Origin of the sequence: Lachnotalea glycerini, from assembly GCF_003201285.1 — a bacterium.
Classification (GTDB): Bacteria; Bacillota; Clostridia; order Lachnospirales; family Lachnospiraceae; genus Lachnotalea; species Lachnotalea glycerini.
In genome coordinates, this window is sequence record NZ_QICS01000009.1 from 39,701 (window position 1) to 58,009 (window position 18,309).

Here is an 18,309-nt window from a genome sequence, read left to right on the forward strand (position 1 = left end):
CTATTCCTTTATCCTTTCTGCTATTTTTATTTCACTGACTTTGCATGTTCCCAACCATGATGCTCCCATTGCAGCCATTAGCATAATTAGAGGTGAAATCAAATAGGTCATCACTTTATTTCTTGCAAACCGAAAAGTTGACGCTCCAAAAGCGGAAATTGCTTGGCGGGCTAATTCCTCTCCGAGTGTGTTAGAAAGAAGAATTCCAGCTATAATACCAAACATAGCGATAAGGAATGAGCAAATAAAATACTCCTTTATCATGTCTTGATTTGTAAATCCAATTGATTTTTTAAGTGCTATGGAATACTGATCCTTAGAAACCAGCATTTTCATAAATAAGAGTGTAATGAAAAATATAATTATGACTGCAATCAGCGCAGAACCAATACCGGCTGTTTTCATTGCTTTTCTTGTTTGACCAAAAGTATCTTTTATATAGGCCTCCATTCCTGTAACCTTAGCATAAGGAAAGGCTTCTTTCAATTCAGCCACCTTATTATCAATCAGAGAGGTTTCAATAAGCTTGGTTACAATGACACACCACATCGTTTTTGCACTATCATCGCTAAACGCTGCTTTAGCCGTTTTGCCTCCATTTGTAATGTCTGAATAGATTCCACATATTTGCATGCTTTTCTCTTTATTATCCACAATTAAGCTCATTGTATCCCCAAGCTTGACACCAAGGTCATCGGAATTTAAAACAGAGAGTGCTATTTCGTTTTCACTTTCCGGTGCTTTTCCTTCTTGATATTGAATTGGGAAAATCAAGTGGTTGCCTAGCTCTACCTTTATACTTTTTTGGGTTTGATCTAAAAGCTTTACTGTGAAATTCTTAGTTGTAAGTACGGCATAGTTAGAAATATTTGGATCCTTGTCAATTACTTTTTGTATTTCCAAAGCTTTCTTGGAAATTTCAGATACCTGCTGAAGGTCGATGCGCACATCACTGTCTCCGATTCCCATATACGAAATAAAGCTTTTTTGTGAAATAGTGTAATATATATTTTGAGGTACAACGAAAACAAACGTTGCAAATATTATCACCAAAAACATTGTACGATAGAGCTTTTTTTTTGCCAGTATATCCTTTATCGCTAAAAACAGGCAAGACGGCATAGTATAAAATCTGCTTAATATGAAGCGTTTCCCTGCATTTGTTTGCTGCGTTTCAAGTTCAAAGCGAATGGCTTTAACCGCAGATATCTCACGAAAACGTGACAGTATGTGATTCACATAAAGTGTCATAATGACAAATATAAGTAAAATTCCTATGGCACCAAGTAAAATACTTAACTCTTCTATTCCACTTCCTCCCATATAAAGTCTAATATTTTCAAGTACATAACCTTTTTCTGCCATAGAAAGCAAAAAACCTAGCATGCAGCCTAAGAAAGTAATAAGCACATATTTAGCAAGATAAATTCTTTTCATATCCGAGATTGAAAGTCCAATTGCTTTCATAACACCTATCTCACGATAATCTTCCTCCATTTTTGCAAGCAGTGTAAAACGCAGACATAGAAGAGAAATAATCACGGTTAATACGCTGATAAGTAAAAGAATTCCGATTACCATACCATCTGATATAGCATTTAGAATTCTTATTAATGGGTAGGTAATCGTAGGTCCATTTGCTTCCAATCCCGCAGTGGTATAAGCTTCTTCAAATGCTGAGAGCTTTGATATATCATTTAAGCGAAACTCAATCAAATATTCCAGGCCTGCATTCGTCTGCATGGACGCATAGTCATTCTGACTGACTAGAAAGCGTTTTGAAGAGGATAAGGTAGAATTCATCTGGGAATCACGGAGAAATCCTGCTACAACAAAGCTTTTTCCTGCAATGACTGCCACATCATTAAGCTTAATCGTTCCATCTTTCCAATAGCAAATTGGTACATAGACCTCTCCATCCGATACCTCAATTACATTTTCATCTAAATCAAGCAGATAATCAAAGGAGCTGTTTTGAGTCGTGACTCCATTGTCTTGTGCACTGTCTGTCAATAAATTCTCCCCAAATATCATATCAGAGCCGTCAATATTCAAAAAAGAAGCGACCTGAAAATCTTCAACATAATCAATTCCCTCAGCAAACGTACTAAGCCGTTCAAGGTCAATGCTTCCATCATGCATCTGCATAAAATGGGGTGTCTTTGCCTTTGTCATCATCATATTAATGGAACCAAATAAATTAACAATCAGTATCATTGCAAGTGATAACAACATAGCTGAAATGCTAACGAACAAAAGCATTGTGGTGGAAATCAATTTGCTCTTTTTTAAATCATTGCGTATGATTCTGAAATACATAAGAATCCTCCTTATCCAAACTATGAACTGCTTTTACCTGATATAGTAGAATGGAAATTATACATAATAGAATTCCTGCAAGCAAAATTAGAAATGCTGACCCTCTTCCGTCTCCTATACCAATAATAGCACCTATACTGCCTGCTAGTGCTCCCCCATCCCGTAGCAAAGGTGTAAAAACATAGTCTGCTAGCAGTCCCAGTGTAGCGTAAGCGACCACGTAGCCTAGCTGTGAAATAAGGCTGATTAATCCCCATGCTCTTCCTTGAAGTGAATTATCAATATTACTTCGAATCAAATAGTCAAGACTCATGTTGGCAAAAGGAAGCGAAGCAAAAAACAAAAATCCAAAGCACGTAATCACAATAATATTTTCACAAAATCCAAAACCTGCCATACAAATTCCTGCACCAAATAGTGAAAACGACAAAAACTTTGTATAGCCGCCTCGTATTGTAAGAAATCCTATGATAATGCTGGATACAAGTATGCCACATGCCGAAACCGTCTCCATTGTGCCAAGAGCTGCACTGTTTGAGAAAGCAAGTATCATCGGAGCTGACAGCGTTTGAATGAACGCAATACAAAAGGTAATAAGTGAACCTGTAAATATAAGTACCTTAATGCCTTTTTTACTTGATAAAACGTCCCACCCCTCTCTAAAAGCAGCAACAAAAGAAGTTGATTTCTTGATTTTTCTTGTTGCTATGCAGCTTCGTACCATTAAGGTAGCGTAAACTGTTACAAAAAATGTACTGATATCTACGACAAGTAAAAGCTTAATGTCTGAAATGCTTAAAAGAAATCCTGCTAGTATCGGAGAAATCAAATACTTCGCAGAATTTGCAATTTGAACGAGTCCACTTGCCTTGCTATATTCCTCCTTTGTAAGTAAATCGGTAATTGTCGCCTTAAATGCAGGCTCTAGTAAGGAGGAAAAAACCGAACTGATCGTAACTCCGATGTAAATCTGCCATAACTTAGCTTCTCCATAGCTCATACAATATAAAATGTACAAAAGACCGATTACCGACAAACTGTCTCCAAGTACCATCAATATTCTCCGATCATACCGATCCGCCAATACTCCCGCAGGTACACTTAATAAAAGAGAAGGTAAAAATGCAAGTAAGGTTACCAAAGTCATAGCGGATGCCCGGCCTGTCTGCTCATATACATACACTCCAAGACCAAAGGAAGTAAGTCCACTTCCAATTGCCGATATCAATTCACCCAGCCAAAGAACTAAAAATTTATCATATGACTTATCTGATTGTTTCATAGCTCCTCCTATTTGTGTTCAAATAATTGAACAATAGATTTTAAACTGCCTTGCTCTACCCCAAGCAGACGCTCGACGTGAAAGAAAAAAGCTTTCAAGCGTTTTTTCCTATCAGTCTCATTAAGCTCAATCATATCCTGGTCTAATAGGGTATTTAAATAGATAACAAGCATCTCCATACATTCATAAGGATATGGCGTATTAAATTCTCCCTTATCAATTCCTTCCAAAATAATGCCTGTAAGAATTTCAGGAACTCCATTTATTATGACACGCTGTATCTTTTGATGCATAAGTGCATTTTGGGGCTTGTGGATATGCTCAATAATTTCTCTACCATTTCCCTCATTTATATTAAGCGACATAACAACTCTTGCGATACGCTCATTTATCGAAAGTTGCTTATCCTCTGCTGCCATTTTGGCAGCACTTAATAATAGATCGTTGTATCGCTCAATCAAAGCATCCATAATCTCTTCTTTTGATTTAAAATGATAATAAAGAGTACCTCTTGCAATCTTTACCTTGTCTAAAATATCATTTGTACTGGTTTTGTCAAAACCTTTCTGTCCAAATAATTCTTCTGCCGCATCTAGTATTTCATTTCTTCTTTCCTTTGCATCCTTTACGATTCGCATTACTGCCTCCTAAGCTAACTATTGTTTTTAACGTTTTATAGACCGACTGTCTGTCGGTAAAATATTAACATGCTTCTACTCCATTGTCAATCTTATTTTATCTACACCTTCCTCACTCATGAGAGACTTCCGCTTTCCAGCGCCGAATACAGTCACGCTGCGACATGTTCCACTTGCATTCGTGCGCATCCTGCGGAGCATTTTTATGTAATAGGATGCAATTTCCTATTACATAAAAAAAGACTAGTGGCAATTTTGTCTGTCACTAGTCTCTTTTTATTGCTATAAATGTATTCTTGTTCCGCTGCTTCCATCCATAGCCTGTACTGCCTTTTCCAAGGAACCTATTACTGCCACCCTTCCCTGTTTAGATTGTGCAAAAGTAATCGCGGCTTCTACCTTAGGAAGCATACTTCCCGGTGCGAATTGTCCCTCTTCGATGTATTTTCTGGCTTCTTCTACTGTAATATCTGTTAAATTTTTCTGATTAGGTTTTCCAAAGTCAATGGCAACCTGATCTACTGCCGTTAAAATAAAAAGATAATCTGCACTTACCAGTTCGGCAAGCTTAGAGGATGCAAAATCTTTATCTATCACTGCAGATACCCCGTGATAATCACCCTCTTCATCCCTGATAACCGGAATTCCGCCCCCGCCGCAAGCAATCACAATAAATTCCTGATCAAGAAGATTCAATATAGAATCCTTTTCCACAATATCAATTGGCTTTGGCGATGCTACCAATTGACGGTAACCTCGTCCTGAGTCCTCTTTAAATAATAAATTCGGATTTTCTTTCATAATTTCTTGTGCTTGTTCCTTTGTATAGAAGCCTCCTACAGGCTTTGTCGGATTGTGGAAAGCAGGATCATCTTTCTCTACCTCAATTTGTGTGATAACCGTAGCCACATGCCAAGGCATTCCTTTCTGCTTTAGCTCTCTAAGGATTCCTTTCTGCAAATGATAACCAATGTATCCTTGACTCATTGCTGTGCATTCCGGAAATTCAAAATTTGATACATTACCAGAATGCTGCGAAGCAACTGCAAATGCCAGGCTAATCATACCCACCTGTGGTCCGTTTCCATGACTGATAATGATTTCATTTCCATTTTCGATTAAACCAATTAAGGATGGTGTTGCATTTTGTATCATTTCCTGTTGCTGCGCTGCTGTTTTTCCTAATGCATTGCCGCCCAATGCAATAACAATTCTTGACATGAATGATTTCCTCCTACAGTTATTGTTTTTCCTAGCTTAATTACATATTCTCTATTTTTATTTTACCTTTGGCTGTTGCTGTGTAATACAGTGAATATTTCCACCACCGTATACAATTTCTCTTGTATTGACACCAACTGCCTTTCGATTTGGAAACATCTCCTGGATTTGCTTCAATGCCAATGCATCGTTTTCATCCCCATACTGAGGTACAATAACGCCATCATTTACAATCAAAAAATTCATGTAAGATGCGATACAGATATCCCCATCTTCTCGTGGTTTTGTTCCTTCGATAGCATCAATAGCAAAATCACCCATAATCGTAACCGGATTTTTAGGTAAGCAAAGCTTATGTACTTTCAATTTACGTCCTTTTGCATCTGTTGTATTGATTAGAGTTTCATAAGCATCCTTTGCTTCCTGATAAAAAGGATTTTCTTCCTCTTCCGTATAAATGCAAGCTACCTCACCTGGTCTGATAAAACAAGCTACATCATCAACGTGTCCATTGGTTTCGTCCGGATCAATTCCATCTTCAATCCAAATTACTTTCTCGCAATTTAAATATTCACATAGCTTATCCTCAATTTGTTTTTGACTCATATGAGAATTACGGCCTTCACTGAGTAAACACATCTTTGTTGTCATGACGGTTCCTTCTCCATCAACATGAAAAGAGCCACCTTCCAAGATAAACTGATTTGTACGGTAAGAATCAATTTCTTCTATTTCGCATACCTTTCTGGCAATCAAATCATCCTGATCCCAAGGGAAATACAGCCCATCTACCAGACCTCCCCACGCATTAAAAGTCCAGTCACATCCTCTGATACCTCCTTTATCATTGATGACAAAGGTTGGTCCACAATCACGAATCCACGCATCATTGCTTGCAATTTCCACCACCTTTATTTGTGGTGGAAGCTGCTCACGACAGTTTGTATATTGTTCTTGATTCACACACATAACCAGAGGCTCAAACTGACTTATCGCCTTTGCTACCTCGGCAAAAGCCTTTTGCGCTGGCTTTGCGCCATTTCTCCAGTTGTCTGGCCTTACCGGCCAAAGCATCCAAGTTTTCTCCTGTGGTTCAAATTCTCCAGGCATACGATACCCATCTTGTTTTGGTGTTGTTCCTTCTATACGTTTTGCCATAATCAATCATCCTCCTTAGAAAAATATATTTATTCAATGTAAATGAACAAATAACAAATTATTTGTGCAATCTTTCATCCATAAAGTTATCAAGCATCTCTTTCGCTGCAGCTTTTTCAAGCTCTGATCCTGACCGCTGATATCTTGTAAAGTATACAAGTAATCCTCTCATAGCAGTCAGACGGTTGCCTGCTTCCTCCCAGCACAGGGAAGAATCGCTGTCAGCTACTTCATCTGTTACGTCTTCTCCTCTGGTTGCCGGCAGACAATGCATAAATTTACAACCAATATTACCAAGCTGCATTAATTCTCGATTCACTTGATAGTCATGAAACACCCTAACTCTTTCTTCTTTTGGCATTTCGTTTTCATATAAGCCATACCATACGTCGGTATAGATAAAGTCAGCTCCTTTTACAGCATTTCTGTCATCTGTCACATCCCATGTTCCACCCGATACGTTACAATTTTCTTCCAATACTTTTTTATGCTCTTCACCTAGCTGATGCGTCTTTGGTCCGTAGTGTACAAAATGCATTCCAAGCTTTGTTGTTATAAATCCTAACGATGCACATACCTGCGTTCCGTCACCTACAAATACTACCTTACAATCCTCAAGTTTCTTTCCTCTTGGCAAATTCTCAACAATTGTGCACATATCACCGATTTCCTGCGTTGGATGATTATAATCGGACATAGCGTTTAAAACTGGAATGCTGCATGCATTAGCAAGCTCTACTACACTCTTATGATCAATAACGCGTGCCATTACAACATCAATGAGCTGAGATAAAACCTTACCTGTATCACTGATTGTCTCATGACCGCCCAACTGTATCATACCTGGGCCAAGGTATTGAGCATGTCCTCCCAACTGCTCCATCGCAGTTTCAAAGGAAACACGGGTACGAGTAGATGACTGTTGAAAAATCATCCCCAAGGTTTTATTCTTTAGTAATGGAGGATAATATCCTACCTTAATGCAATTCTTAATAGCGAGTGAAAGATCGATAATATCTAGTAGTTCTCCTTTTGTAAAGTCATTTGTGTCGATAAAATGTGTTACTCCATTTGCTTTCATAATTTTACTCTCCTTTTTTATCTGCATTTTAAGTAATAATTGAATTGTGTTTAGGAATTTAAATTAATGCTCTTTTCCAACTTTTTTAATTTTAATTATTAGTTCTCCGATCATTATGAATATTATGGAACCAATAGTGATTGGGAGTGTTGCTTCCAGTGTTTCTTTGTCAAAGCTTAGTGGTATTGCCAAAAAGATTAATGAAATGATAATTAACATCATAGGTGTATAGGCCAGTAGTTTTAAAAATGTCTTACCTCCTGTAACCTTAAAGGGTCTTTCTGTATCCGGATCTACCTTTCTCAGCTTTAAAAAGGCTGGGAAAATCGGTAAATATGCCATTAAAAACATAACTAAGTTTAGTGCAAAAAAGCTCCAAAACAAATCTTGATTAGGTAAAAACGGTGCAATAATTACTACAAAGGATGCGGCACATCCATTCATAATAGCCGCCCCTGTAGGCATGCCGTTTTTCTTGCTTTTCTTTGCAAAAACTGCTGGCATATCTCCATTGGCTGCAGCATACATTGCTACGTTATTTACTCCCAAAGACCAGGAAATCATGTTTCCAAACAATGTTATCAAAAACAAAACTGCCATGATGCTGATAAATAAACCTGTTGTTTTGCCAGTTAACATCTGTAGACTGTCAATTAAACCACTGCTCGTACTTACTTCACTCGTAGGAATCGCAACTCCGATTCCAAAAGCTGAAAAAATATAAATTGCAGCTATGATGATTCCGCCTGCTATTATGGATTGCGGTATCTGCTTCTTTGGATTTTCCATCGTATCAGTGAACGTACATATAACTTCAAAACCTAAGCAGTTAAACAAAATGACTGAAATATAGGATAGGCTGTTTATATCGAAAGAGGGCAATAAAGAGGTCAGTGTATACTCATTTGCAACTCCTTTGGTAATTGCTCCATATATTCCAAGGCCGCCCACTACTAAGGCTAACAGCACCTTAATCAAGGCTGCACCATTCAAAATCCAAACACTATCGCAAATTGGGAAAAAACTAATCAATACAATAATCCAGATAAAGGCAAGCTCAATCAAAAGACTGGGCACAACCCCTATTTCCTTTCCCAACAACATTCCTATGATTTCAGGAAACATAACTGCGAGTGAAGCCATCCAAAGCGGGAAATTAATCCAATAGTACCATGATGCTCTTGAGCCCCATTTTGCTCCAAATGCTTTCCTTATCCAATCATATAATCCACCTTCACCTGAATAGGTAGTTCCAAGTTCGGAGGCGATTAGGCCATATGGCAATAGAAAGGTAAGTATTAAAAATATCCACCAAAAATATTGCGAATTTCCTATAGCTGCAACCGGAGCAGCAGCTTCTGCAACAAATACAACACATATAACAGCTAATATAGCGTCAAATAATTTAAATTTTTTCTTACCATCCATTTCTGACATTTGTTATCTCTCCCTTTTTATGTGTTAAAGCATCTTCCGATATGTTCTGCTCTATCTTTTTTCCTCCCTTTCTTTTTCATAATATTTGATTTGGATTTTTCAAGCGCTATTATTTCCTCATTGAAATTTCAAATCATTGTCATCTGACACTTTGAACATATCTCTGTTTAGGGGAGTTGAAAAGGATGATTTTTTTATATCTTTTGTATGTTTTTAATATAATCTTTTCTAATCTTTTGTATATTTTCCACATGAAATTGTTGCTTTTTTTACTAAAACAACCTTGCAATCTCTATTTTTTTTAGCTATACTTGACTCATAAAATGAAAAGTGAGGGTTGTATTTTATGGACATTTTAATATTTTTATATAACATTGCATTGCTTTTATTGTATGGTATCGCTATGATATACAGTTTCATTGCTTTTCGAATGAAAAAGTATTCTTACTGCCTATATCTGACTATACTTTTTTTGTTTTATATTTTTGATAATACTGTTATCTATATGACAGAATTTCTTTATGATTTTTCTGTAAAATATGATGCTTCTTTTATGTCCGTACCAGCCTTTAAAACAGTTATAATCATTGTCACTTCCTATTGTTTGATAAATGCAAATAATCTTATATTTGAAAAATCCTTATCTAGAATCGATAATCTTGTTTTGATCCTTTTGGGATTATGGGATTTATTTGTACCTTTACTGCCAGACAGCGCCCTTATGGTATGGCTTTATTACTTGCCATATCAGCTTTTTACTTTTTATTTTAGTATGAAGGGGCTCATCGTTATAAAAAAGGACAAAAAAATAACACAAGAGATTCCTTTTTTAAAGAAGTATAAAAAAATACTGGTGTGTACGCTTGTGTTTTCTTTCCTCATCGTATTAGAGGATACCATTGTCATATTTAATTTTGATAGTTATAAGAGTCTTTTGGTTAAGATTAACAACAGAAGTGTAACTGAGGACATTTTAAGTATCATTTTTTCTATATTTTTTATCTATCATTTTTCTAAGGATTTACAGCTTAATGCTATTGCACAGTTGCCAATTGCAACTGAAAATCAAAAGTCAGCTCAACTGTCTACTGCAATAAATAATAGCCATTTCTATCAATTTGTAAAATTGTACAGCTTGACTACAAGGGAACAAGATATTCTTAAATATATTTTGGAGGATAAGAATAATCAAGAAATCAGTGATATTCTTTATATTTCACTTGGAACAGTCAAAACACATGTTCATAATATTTACCATAAAATCAATGTTGCAAAAAAAGACCAGTTAATCCGCTTGTATCAGGACTGGAGTGAAAAAAATTAAACTTATAAATCAGTTCGTTATTAAAAATATACACTATCTGATCCGGTTTTTTATTTTAAAATTATAAATGAACAAAAAAGGCGCTTGAATCATACAAGACGCCTTTTTTGCTTTTGAATTACTGATTGGATTATTCTATTTTGGTAACTTCCATTTCCAAACACCCCTGCCGCTAGTTCCGGCAAAAACATTGTTATCACTTATGCAAATGGAGTAAACATCAAGGTTTTCTAGACCTAGACCGACCTCATTCCAACTTTTGGCATTATCTGTGGAAAGAAAAAGTCCTCCGCCATAAGTACCCGCAAGGATTGTTGATTCTCTTAAAGCTAACACATCAATATTTGTATTGGTCAAACCAGAATTTACAGACCGCCAGCCTGTCCCATCATTGTTTGATAAAAACACTCCATCACCAGGCGTAGCAGCTATAACCAATGTGTCACTTGCCGCAAGCGAAAAAATCTGAGTGTTTGAAAGTCCATTGTTAACTGCATCCCAGCTTATCCCATTATCAGATGTTAAAAATACACCTCCTCCAAACGTTCCGGCAAAGAGATTCGTACCACTTACTGCCAAAGACCCTATATTTAAATTTTTCAGCCCATCATTAACCTCTCTCCAGTTGTTCCCTTGATCATCTGATACAAATACTCCTCCTCCAAACGTTCCGGCAAAAAGATTTGTACCACTCACTGCAAGAGAATAAATATTATGGTTTGTCAGACCTGCATTAACTTCTTTCCAGCTTGCTCCGCTATCGCTCGATAGAAAAATGCCACCACCGTTTGTCCCTGCATAGATATTAGAGCCGCTTATTGCCAGAGAAAATATATAGGGATTTGTCAGACCTGTGTTAGCTTCTCTCCAGCTTGTACCATTATCATCAGAAATAAATACACCTGCGCCGTTTGATCCTGCATAAATTGTAGTTTCATTTATTGCAAAAGAGCTGATATGGGTATTGGAAAGTCCCGTATTAGCTGTATTCCAACTGGCACCATTGTCTGAGGACAAGAAAACTCCACCACCATTCGTTCCTGCATAAACTTTTGAATCATGAACAATTAGTGCATAAATAAATTGATTGGTCAGACCTGAGTTAACTGACTTCCAGCTTTCTCCATTGTTAGAGGATAGAAATATTCCTTTTTCGGTTCCCGCAAAGATATAGCTGCCGCTTATTGCAAGGGAATAAATCTCTTTACTGGTCAACCCCGTATTTATGGCTTCCCAGCTAGCTCCACCATCGATGGATAAAAACATGCCACCACCATAAGTTCCCGCATATATATTCGTACCGCTAACTGCAATGGTATTAATTTGCATCATAGTCAATCCTGAATTAATCTGACTCCAATTTGTGCCATTGTCATTTGATAAAAAAACACCACCATCTTCAGTTCCTGCATAGATATTTTCGCCACTTACTGCAAGTGAATTAACGTTTATGGAGGTCAATCCTCTATTTGCTGTTTGCCAACTTGTACCATTGTCTAATGAGCAAAAGATGCCACTGCTGGTGCCCGCATAGATTGTTTTATTATTAACGGCAAGTGAGAGCACAATTGTATTGGTTAATGCAGAATCAACTGAATTCCAGCTTATGTCGTTTATATCAGAGACAAAAACACCGCCATTCGTTCCTGCATAGATAGTCGTGCCGCTTATTGCAAGAGCATAGACATTTTTGCTAATCAAACCCAAATTTACCTCTCTCCAGTTTGTTCCATTGTCGCTAGACATAAAAATACCACCGCCTTCGGTTCCCGCATAAATATGTGTTCCCTCAATTGCAAAACAATGCACATAACCACCATAGGGACCACTTGTTTGTACCCAAGCTTCTGATGTGGATTTCTTCGTAATCATTAATAAAAAAGCAAGCATTAGAAAAGACACAAGTACAATCATACAGAGCTTCTTTCTCATGTTTTATCCTCCTTAGTGTTTATATATATTTCAGTAAAAACGCTGCCATAGAAAAGGCAGCGTTTTATATTATTTTGTGTTATTAATACTGTGCAAATCCAAAGCCACGATATTTTAAGTTATTTACAATGCTAGGAACTGCAGAAACAGTCGTTTGATATGAATCATGCATCAAAGGATTGCCACCAGCTTGCAAGTTATTGCAGGCATTGATAATATTCTGCGTACTTGCGCCATTCCAGTCATTTGTGTAAGCTGTTGGTGTGACAATAGACAATCCCAACGCAGAACAAGCCTGCGTAATCGTATTGTTACTGTAAAGATACGGAAGTCTTACTTTCGTAGGTCTTGCTTTCCCTGCATTTTGAATTGCCTGATTGCATTGTTGAAAGTCATTATAGACTTGCTGATAACTCCAGCTGCTCATATACGCATGTGACCAACTATGATTTTGCAAGCTAAATCCTGAATTTACATAGGCTTTCCATGCAGTCTGATTACTCGCAATTTTGCTTCCCCAAACAAACATCGTTGCTTTGTAGCAACCTGCGTTTTTTAGATTATTAATCAAAGTTTGGGAAGTAGCATTATTGGGTCCATCATCAAAGGTAAGGTAAACATTACCACTGGATGCAGTAGTTGCACTTATATTTGTTGCCTCCTGTACACCAATCGTTGTTGCTTCTTGAGCATTGACAGTAGAAAATCCAGAAATTGCAAGTGTTAAGCCTAATAAAAAAGCTGGTATCATACTCAGTTTACGTTTCATTCAATATCCCCCCCTTCTTATTGAATAACGTTACACATCGTATCTAAGAGTTTTTACATCACGATAATATGCATTTCTAATGATAGTCCCCCCTCGAATATTTTGACATTTAACATTATCAATGTATTTTTTGTGATTTTTCACGTTTATATTGTATCATTAATTGATAATTTGTACAAGTTTTTATTATTAATTAATAATTTATATATTTTTCACTCTATAATTCCTAATTTAATATAAATTTTTAATAATATTAGGTTTTTTGTAATAGCAAACTATTATCATAATCTAACAGATAATCAAATATGGTTTCTCCTATACTAACTGACTTTAATATAATTTTTGAATCAGTTAAAGCAAAATTTCGTTATTTATTTTGCTGTCTGCTTATAACCTTATTACTGCTTCGTGGTGTTTTTAGGAACATGAACGCTAAACAAAGCAAGCCTATATTCCCGCTTTAAAAAGTGGGAATATAAGCTTGCTTCATAAGATTAAATTTTACTATATATCATTACATTTAGAACAAAGAAGTAATTGAGGTTATCAATTTAGGAACATAATTTGACAAGGCCGATGCTGTCATTACTAATGCAAATAAATAACTGACAGTCATGCAAATTTGTAACAGTCTTGGGGGTTTCATCCCATCATTGACTTCCGACTTCCAAATCATAAGTACTATAAATAATCCTGCAACTGGTGTTGCAATTGCTGTTGCTACATTGGCCAGAAAAATCAGTTGTGTTGGAGAACCTCCATAAGAAAAACAAATTGCACATGCTGCCACCAAGCAAACTACACAACCCCATCGGATAGTTTTTGATTCAAGACCCACTTCCTTATTAAAGCCGGCACTCAGCAATACCATACCTCTTTGCGTATTACCCAGAAGAGAAGAGAAACCTGCTCCCAGAAGTGCTACACCCATTACATATTTTGCAGCATTTCCCAAAAACGGAACAAGCAGCTCACCTAATTGCGCAGGTGCCTTAATTGAGATTCCTTGTGGATGTAAAACGATCGCTCCCACTAGAATAATTGATCCTGAAATTAAAATAACTGTAATTATATGTGCAATGGCATCCGCTAACATAGCACCATTAAATAGATCTTCCTTTTTCCACTTTTTCTCAGCACCAAGATATGTTCCATAAATCCCCGCGGTTACGGCTGCATTTGTACTAATATATGCCAGTGCCGCAGTCAGGCTTCCCTCCGGTAATGTCCAGTGAGTAAGGCCTTTACCAATTTCTCCAAAATCAGGTCCTCCTGATGCTACTAATGTTGCATAAAAAGCGAGTATCATACCCAAGATACACACCAGAATACCTTTTTCTACTTTCGAATAAACACCTTTTGAAAAGTAACAGTAAAATAAGATTACCAGCATAACAAGTGCACCAATCTTCCAGTCAATTCCAAAGATCAGGTTCATTCCAGCTCCTGTCCCTGTCACATTTCCCAAGGTAAAAAATAAACAAGCTAAAAATAACGCAACTCCAACAAAACCAGATGCTGCTTTTCCATAATAATGGCGGATTGCATGGAGTATTGGCATTCCAGTCAACATCGAAATTCGATACGTAGTGAGCATAAAGGTAATACCCATAAAGAAAATAGGAATAATAAGCCAAATCATGCGATATCCATAATCTGCCCCCAGCATCGCAGAGGTAGTAATATTCCCGGGTCCTATTACAACACCCGTTAAAATAATTCCAGGCCCAATTCGTTTTAATATTTGAAGAAATGTTAGTTTCTTTACCTTTGACGGGTCAAAAGTTTCCTGACCCGTTGAAATTGAATTTATAGTTTTTGAATTTTCCATAGCCCCACCTTCTCACAATTTGTAAACTCATCAAAGTTCACTGCGGCATTATTTCTGATATTTGCTCATATCAACTTTCGGAAGTTCACTACGTTTCAGTCCTTGTGCTACCCAATCCTTCTCTTCCTGACCCAATGGCAATACTGGTTTGCGCATTAATCCAGAAGTGAATACACCACGCTGTACAAGTGCTTCTTTCAGACGTGCATGTGCTTCACCTGAAGGCTGTCCTCCACCATAAATTCCCTGAGAAATATGATAAATACGATCAGACCATTCCTGAGCTTCCTTAAGAGTATGCTTGTCAGGATTTTTAAATACTTCCCATGCCGGACAAATCAATTCCGGAACACAACCTGCAAATCCAATTAAAGCACCATCCATTCCCGGGAACCAACTCACACATAAAGTCTCATCATGGCAAGTAATAAGTGAGATATCCGGACACTCCTGACGAAGTAAACGTACATCATGCTCATAAATAGAAGTAACACGGGTTCCCATTTTAATACTTTTTACGTGATCGATTTCCTTACACATTTTAATCAGGGACTCCACAGGATAATTTGCTTTGCTTGTAGCCGGATATAAGTGGATAATAATGTCAATATCAGCACCTTCTGCTACATCTTTTATGTATTGAAATGGTGCATCCTCATTCATTCCAAAACGCAGCCACATGTGAGGAGGCATTAATAAAATTCCATCTGCACCCACTTCCTTTGCTTCTTTTGCCATTTCAATAGACTCCAGAGTGTTCTCACAGTTAATACCGGAAATAATAGTCATTACATCTCCGCACTCCTCGCTGCAAATTTCAACCACACGTTTACGTTCAGCGCGTGTAAGACCTGTAACCTCGCCTGTATGTCCATTGCAAACCAGTCCCTCAATACCTTTATCATAAAAACTTTTAATCCAACGAAGATATGTGCGAAACTCTTTTTCGTCGATTGTATAATCATCCTTTAACGGAACAGAAACTGCTGGAAAAATTGTTTTAAAATTTTTTACTTTTGCCATAATATTATTCTCCTTTATATCAACATTTATTTGTTTGTTTCAGCATTGTGCACATGCTTATATTATTTTTATACAAACGTTTGTATATCTTGTGATTATTTTATATCATGATTAAATTATGGAGTCAATGTTTTACAAATAGCCTGCAAAAAATTGCATATCATATGCAATTTTTTGCATAAATTTGTTTAATATTTTTTTTCATTAGTTATTTTTACTTATTTATACCTTGAATTTTCATAATAATTTTATTATACTGCTTATATGCTAACGTTTGTATATTATGTAATACAAGGAGTGTGAATTATGGCGACTTTAAAAGATGTTGCGCGTATGGCTAATGTAGATGTAAGTACCGTATCTCGCGCAATTAACAATACATCCTATGTGCACCCTGATACAAAAGCCCGCATTCTTGCATCGGTAAAAGAACTTGGTTATCAGCCAAATGTGATTGCTCAGAGTCTGAGACAGGGCAAACGCCATACCATTGGCGTTGTAGTTCCCCGTCTGCATATGACCGTATTTGCAGAAATTATGCAGGGTATAGAAGAGGAAGCTCGAAGATTAGGATATGCCACATTGATCTGTAACACAGAAGATGACTCTAAAACGGAGAGAGAATGCCTGACACGCCTTCGCAATGGTTTCGTGGATGGAATTATTATTGCCGGAACCGGGCACAACGGACGTCTGCTTCGTGATATACGTTCCAGCGGCTTAACTATCACGCAAATCCTGCGCCAACAAGACACAACACTAAGCAGTGTAATTGTAAACTATGAGAATTGTGGTTATGAAGCTACGAAATATCTGGAATCCAGGGGTTGCCGGGAAATAGGTCTTATTAATGGAACGATGAAGATTGCTCCTTATCAAGAACGATATAACGGTTATCATCGTGCCCTTAAAGAACTAGGACTTTCTGAAACAAGCGCGATCTCTTCATCACCTGTAAACAGCCTGGAGTATGGCTACCAATGCGCACTGGATCTCTTAGAACAAAATCCTAATCTGGATGCTATTATGGCTGCTGTTGATGTTCAGGGTATTGGTGCCATGCGTGCACTAAAGGAACAAGGTATAAAAGTCCCTGAACAAATACGGTTAATAAGTCTTACAGGGCATATTATCGGCGGAATGCTTGAAACAACAATGACCTCGATGGAAATGCCTGCACATGAAATGGGATTAAAAGCTGCACTTATGACGATTAGAGATATTGAATCTCCAACAGAGCCAAAAACTCCCCCTCAGCACCTCGTATTTACCTCTTCACTTGTCGAGCGGGAAAGCAGCTAAAATGTAAAAAAACACGAAAGACAGCAAAGCAGCACAGGGGACTTTTTCAAAACCCTGTGCTGTATCTTTGACTAAGAAAAACAATGGCATCTATATTTCGCTTACACGTTATTATTGTCATAATTCATACTGATATGTTTATATGTATTTGGATGTCTGCAAGAAATCCTTAACTGTTTATATTCGTGACAATCTCTGATGTCAAGTTCACATGTCACCACTTCTGCTTTATTTCTAGAACCGCTTGCAAGTATTTCACCCATTGGGGATACAACTTCACTTGGGTTTCGTATCCCTTTGATATTATCCTGAAAGGGTACCGACATAGCACTCGCTACATAAATTCCGTTTTCATAAGCTCTTGCATGACCATAAATCTGCTCCCATCCCCAAGTAGGGCAAACGATCAAATCAGCTCCACCTAGGACCAATTCCCTGCATACTTCTGGAAACTGCATATCCCAACAGATTGCAATACCTATTTTCCCGAATTTTGTATCCATGACAAGATACTCCTTACCTGCTGTCAGACAATCATTTTCAGAACCTGCAAGATGTACCTTGTCATATTGATATTTTTGTTCCCCTTTTGTATCATATACCAATGTAGAATTAAACATCTTTCCTTCTCGTTTGTTATAGGCTCCTAATACAATATATTTTTTTTCCTCCTTTGCTATTGCAGCTACCTCTTGAAAAAAGGAATCCTCCAATGATGGAATCACCTCTGTGTAATTGCAGCAAATATTATTTGGAGGACCACAAAAATTAATTGCTTCTGACGTCACTATGAAATCACATTTCTTCTTACAAGCTTCCCTGATTAGCTCTAAAGTCTGATTTTTCATCTCATTTTGTAATTCTACGACCTGTTCTATGCTTAACCGTAAATCAAGATTGCCAAAATCATATAGTTCATTTTGTTTTGTCTGTATCAGACCTAACTTCATACCGCATACTTCCTTACTTTTTTAGCCTGGCAGTAACGTCTG

The 18,309-nt window shown here is 37.2% G+C and carries 14 protein-coding genes; 2 read left to right on the forward strand and 12 right to left on the reverse strand.

The window, feature by feature from the left end:
* The 7 genes from C8E03_RS15370 to C8E03_RS15400 all read right to left on the reverse strand — a co-directional run bounded on the left by C8E03_RS15370 (nucleotide 1) and on the right by C8E03_RS15400 (nucleotide 9,136).
* Entirely contained in the window at nucleotides 1–2,319 is a 2,319-nt protein-coding gene (locus tag C8E03_RS15370) for an ABC transporter permease (protein WP_110291498.1), read from the reverse strand.
* Nucleotides 2,294–3,601 carry an MFS transporter gene (locus C8E03_RS15375; protein WP_110291499.1) on the reverse strand — a complete coding sequence of 436 codons (1,308 nt, stop codon included), beginning with the start codon at nucleotides 3,599–3,601 and terminating at the stop codon, nucleotides 2,294–2,296. Before C8E03_RS15375 ends, C8E03_RS15370 begins: the two co-directional genes overlap by 26 nt.
* Nucleotides 3,602–3,609: 8 nt before the next feature.
* Nucleotides 3,610–4,239 carry a TetR/AcrR family transcriptional regulator gene (locus tag C8E03_RS15380; protein ID WP_110291501.1) on the reverse strand — a complete coding sequence of 210 codons (630 nt, stop codon included), beginning with the start codon at nucleotides 4,237–4,239 and terminating at the stop codon, nucleotides 3,610–3,612.
* A gap of 282 nt (nucleotides 4,240–4,521) precedes the next feature.
* Nucleotides 4,522–5,460, reverse strand: a complete 939-nt coding sequence (arcC, locus tag C8E03_RS15385; protein WP_110291502.1) for a carbamate kinase — start codon at nucleotides 5,458–5,460, stop codon at nucleotides 4,522–4,524.
* Between the two features lie 57 nt (nucleotides 5,461–5,517).
* A complete protein-coding gene (aguA, locus tag C8E03_RS15390) occupies nucleotides 5,518–6,618 on the reverse strand; it encodes an agmatine deiminase (RefSeq protein ID WP_110291504.1) in 1,101 nt (366 codons plus the stop codon).
* A gap of 58 nt (nucleotides 6,619–6,676) precedes the next feature.
* The gene (gene ptcA / locus C8E03_RS15395; RefSeq protein ID WP_094376108.1) at nucleotides 6,677–7,699 is read right to left on the reverse strand and encodes a putrescine carbamoyltransferase; all 1,023 of its coding nucleotides are present in this window, start codon (nucleotides 7,697–7,699) and stop codon (nucleotides 6,677–6,679) included.
* Between the two features lie 63 nt (nucleotides 7,700–7,762).
* Nucleotides 7,763–9,136 carry an APC family permease gene (locus tag C8E03_RS15400; protein ID WP_242993583.1) on the reverse strand — a complete coding sequence of 458 codons (1,374 nt, stop codon included), beginning with the start codon at nucleotides 9,134–9,136 and terminating at the stop codon, nucleotides 7,763–7,765.
* A 346-nt stretch (nucleotides 9,137–9,482) separates the two neighbouring features.
* Between C8E03_RS15400 and C8E03_RS15405 the strand changes: the two genes are divergently transcribed.
* A complete protein-coding gene (locus tag C8E03_RS15405; RefSeq protein ID WP_094376107.1) occupies nucleotides 9,483–10,460 on the forward strand; it encodes a response regulator transcription factor in 978 nt (325 codons plus the stop codon).
* Nucleotides 10,461–10,595: 135 nt separating this feature from the next.
* On the opposite strand, the gene C8E03_RS15410 is transcribed toward C8E03_RS15405, so the two are convergent.
* The 4 genes from C8E03_RS15410 to C8E03_RS15425 all read right to left on the reverse strand — a co-directional run bounded on the left by C8E03_RS15410 (nucleotide 10,596) and on the right by C8E03_RS15425 (nucleotide 16,015).
* Nucleotides 10,596–12,392: a beta propeller repeat protein gene (locus C8E03_RS15410; RefSeq protein WP_094376106.1), complete on the reverse strand. Its 1,797-nt coding sequence runs from the start codon at nucleotides 12,390–12,392 to the stop codon at nucleotides 10,596–10,598.
* 82 nt (nucleotides 12,393–12,474) lie between these two features.
* The gene (locus tag C8E03_RS15415) at nucleotides 12,475–13,161 is read right to left on the reverse strand and encodes a polysaccharide deacetylase family protein (protein ID WP_094376105.1); all 687 of its coding nucleotides are present in this window, start codon (nucleotides 13,159–13,161) and stop codon (nucleotides 12,475–12,477) included.
* A gap of 520 nt (nucleotides 13,162–13,681) precedes the next feature.
* On the reverse strand, nucleotides 13,682–14,992 hold the full coding sequence (locus tag C8E03_RS15420; RefSeq protein WP_094376104.1) for an Nramp family divalent metal transporter: 1,311 nt from the start codon (nucleotides 14,990–14,992) through the stop codon (nucleotides 13,682–13,684).
* Between the two features lie 48 nt (nucleotides 14,993–15,040).
* Nucleotides 15,041–16,015 (reverse strand): dihydrodipicolinate synthase family protein, encoded by a 975-nt coding sequence (locus C8E03_RS15425; protein WP_094376103.1) that lies wholly within the window; start codon nucleotides 16,013–16,015, stop codon nucleotides 15,041–15,043.
* Nucleotides 16,016–16,321: 306 nt separating this feature from the next.
* Between C8E03_RS15425 and C8E03_RS15430 the strand changes: the two genes are divergently transcribed.
* Nucleotides 16,322–17,317, forward strand: a complete 996-nt coding sequence (locus C8E03_RS15430) for a LacI family DNA-binding transcriptional regulator (RefSeq protein ID WP_094376102.1) — start codon at nucleotides 16,322–16,324, stop codon at nucleotides 17,315–17,317.
* Between the two features lie 101 nt (nucleotides 17,318–17,418).
* On the opposite strand, the gene C8E03_RS15435 is transcribed toward C8E03_RS15430, so the two are convergent.
* Entirely contained in the window at nucleotides 17,419–18,267 is an 849-nt protein-coding gene (locus C8E03_RS15435) for a carbon-nitrogen hydrolase family protein (RefSeq protein WP_094376101.1), read from the reverse strand.
* Nucleotides 18,268–18,309: the final 42 nt, after the last annotated feature.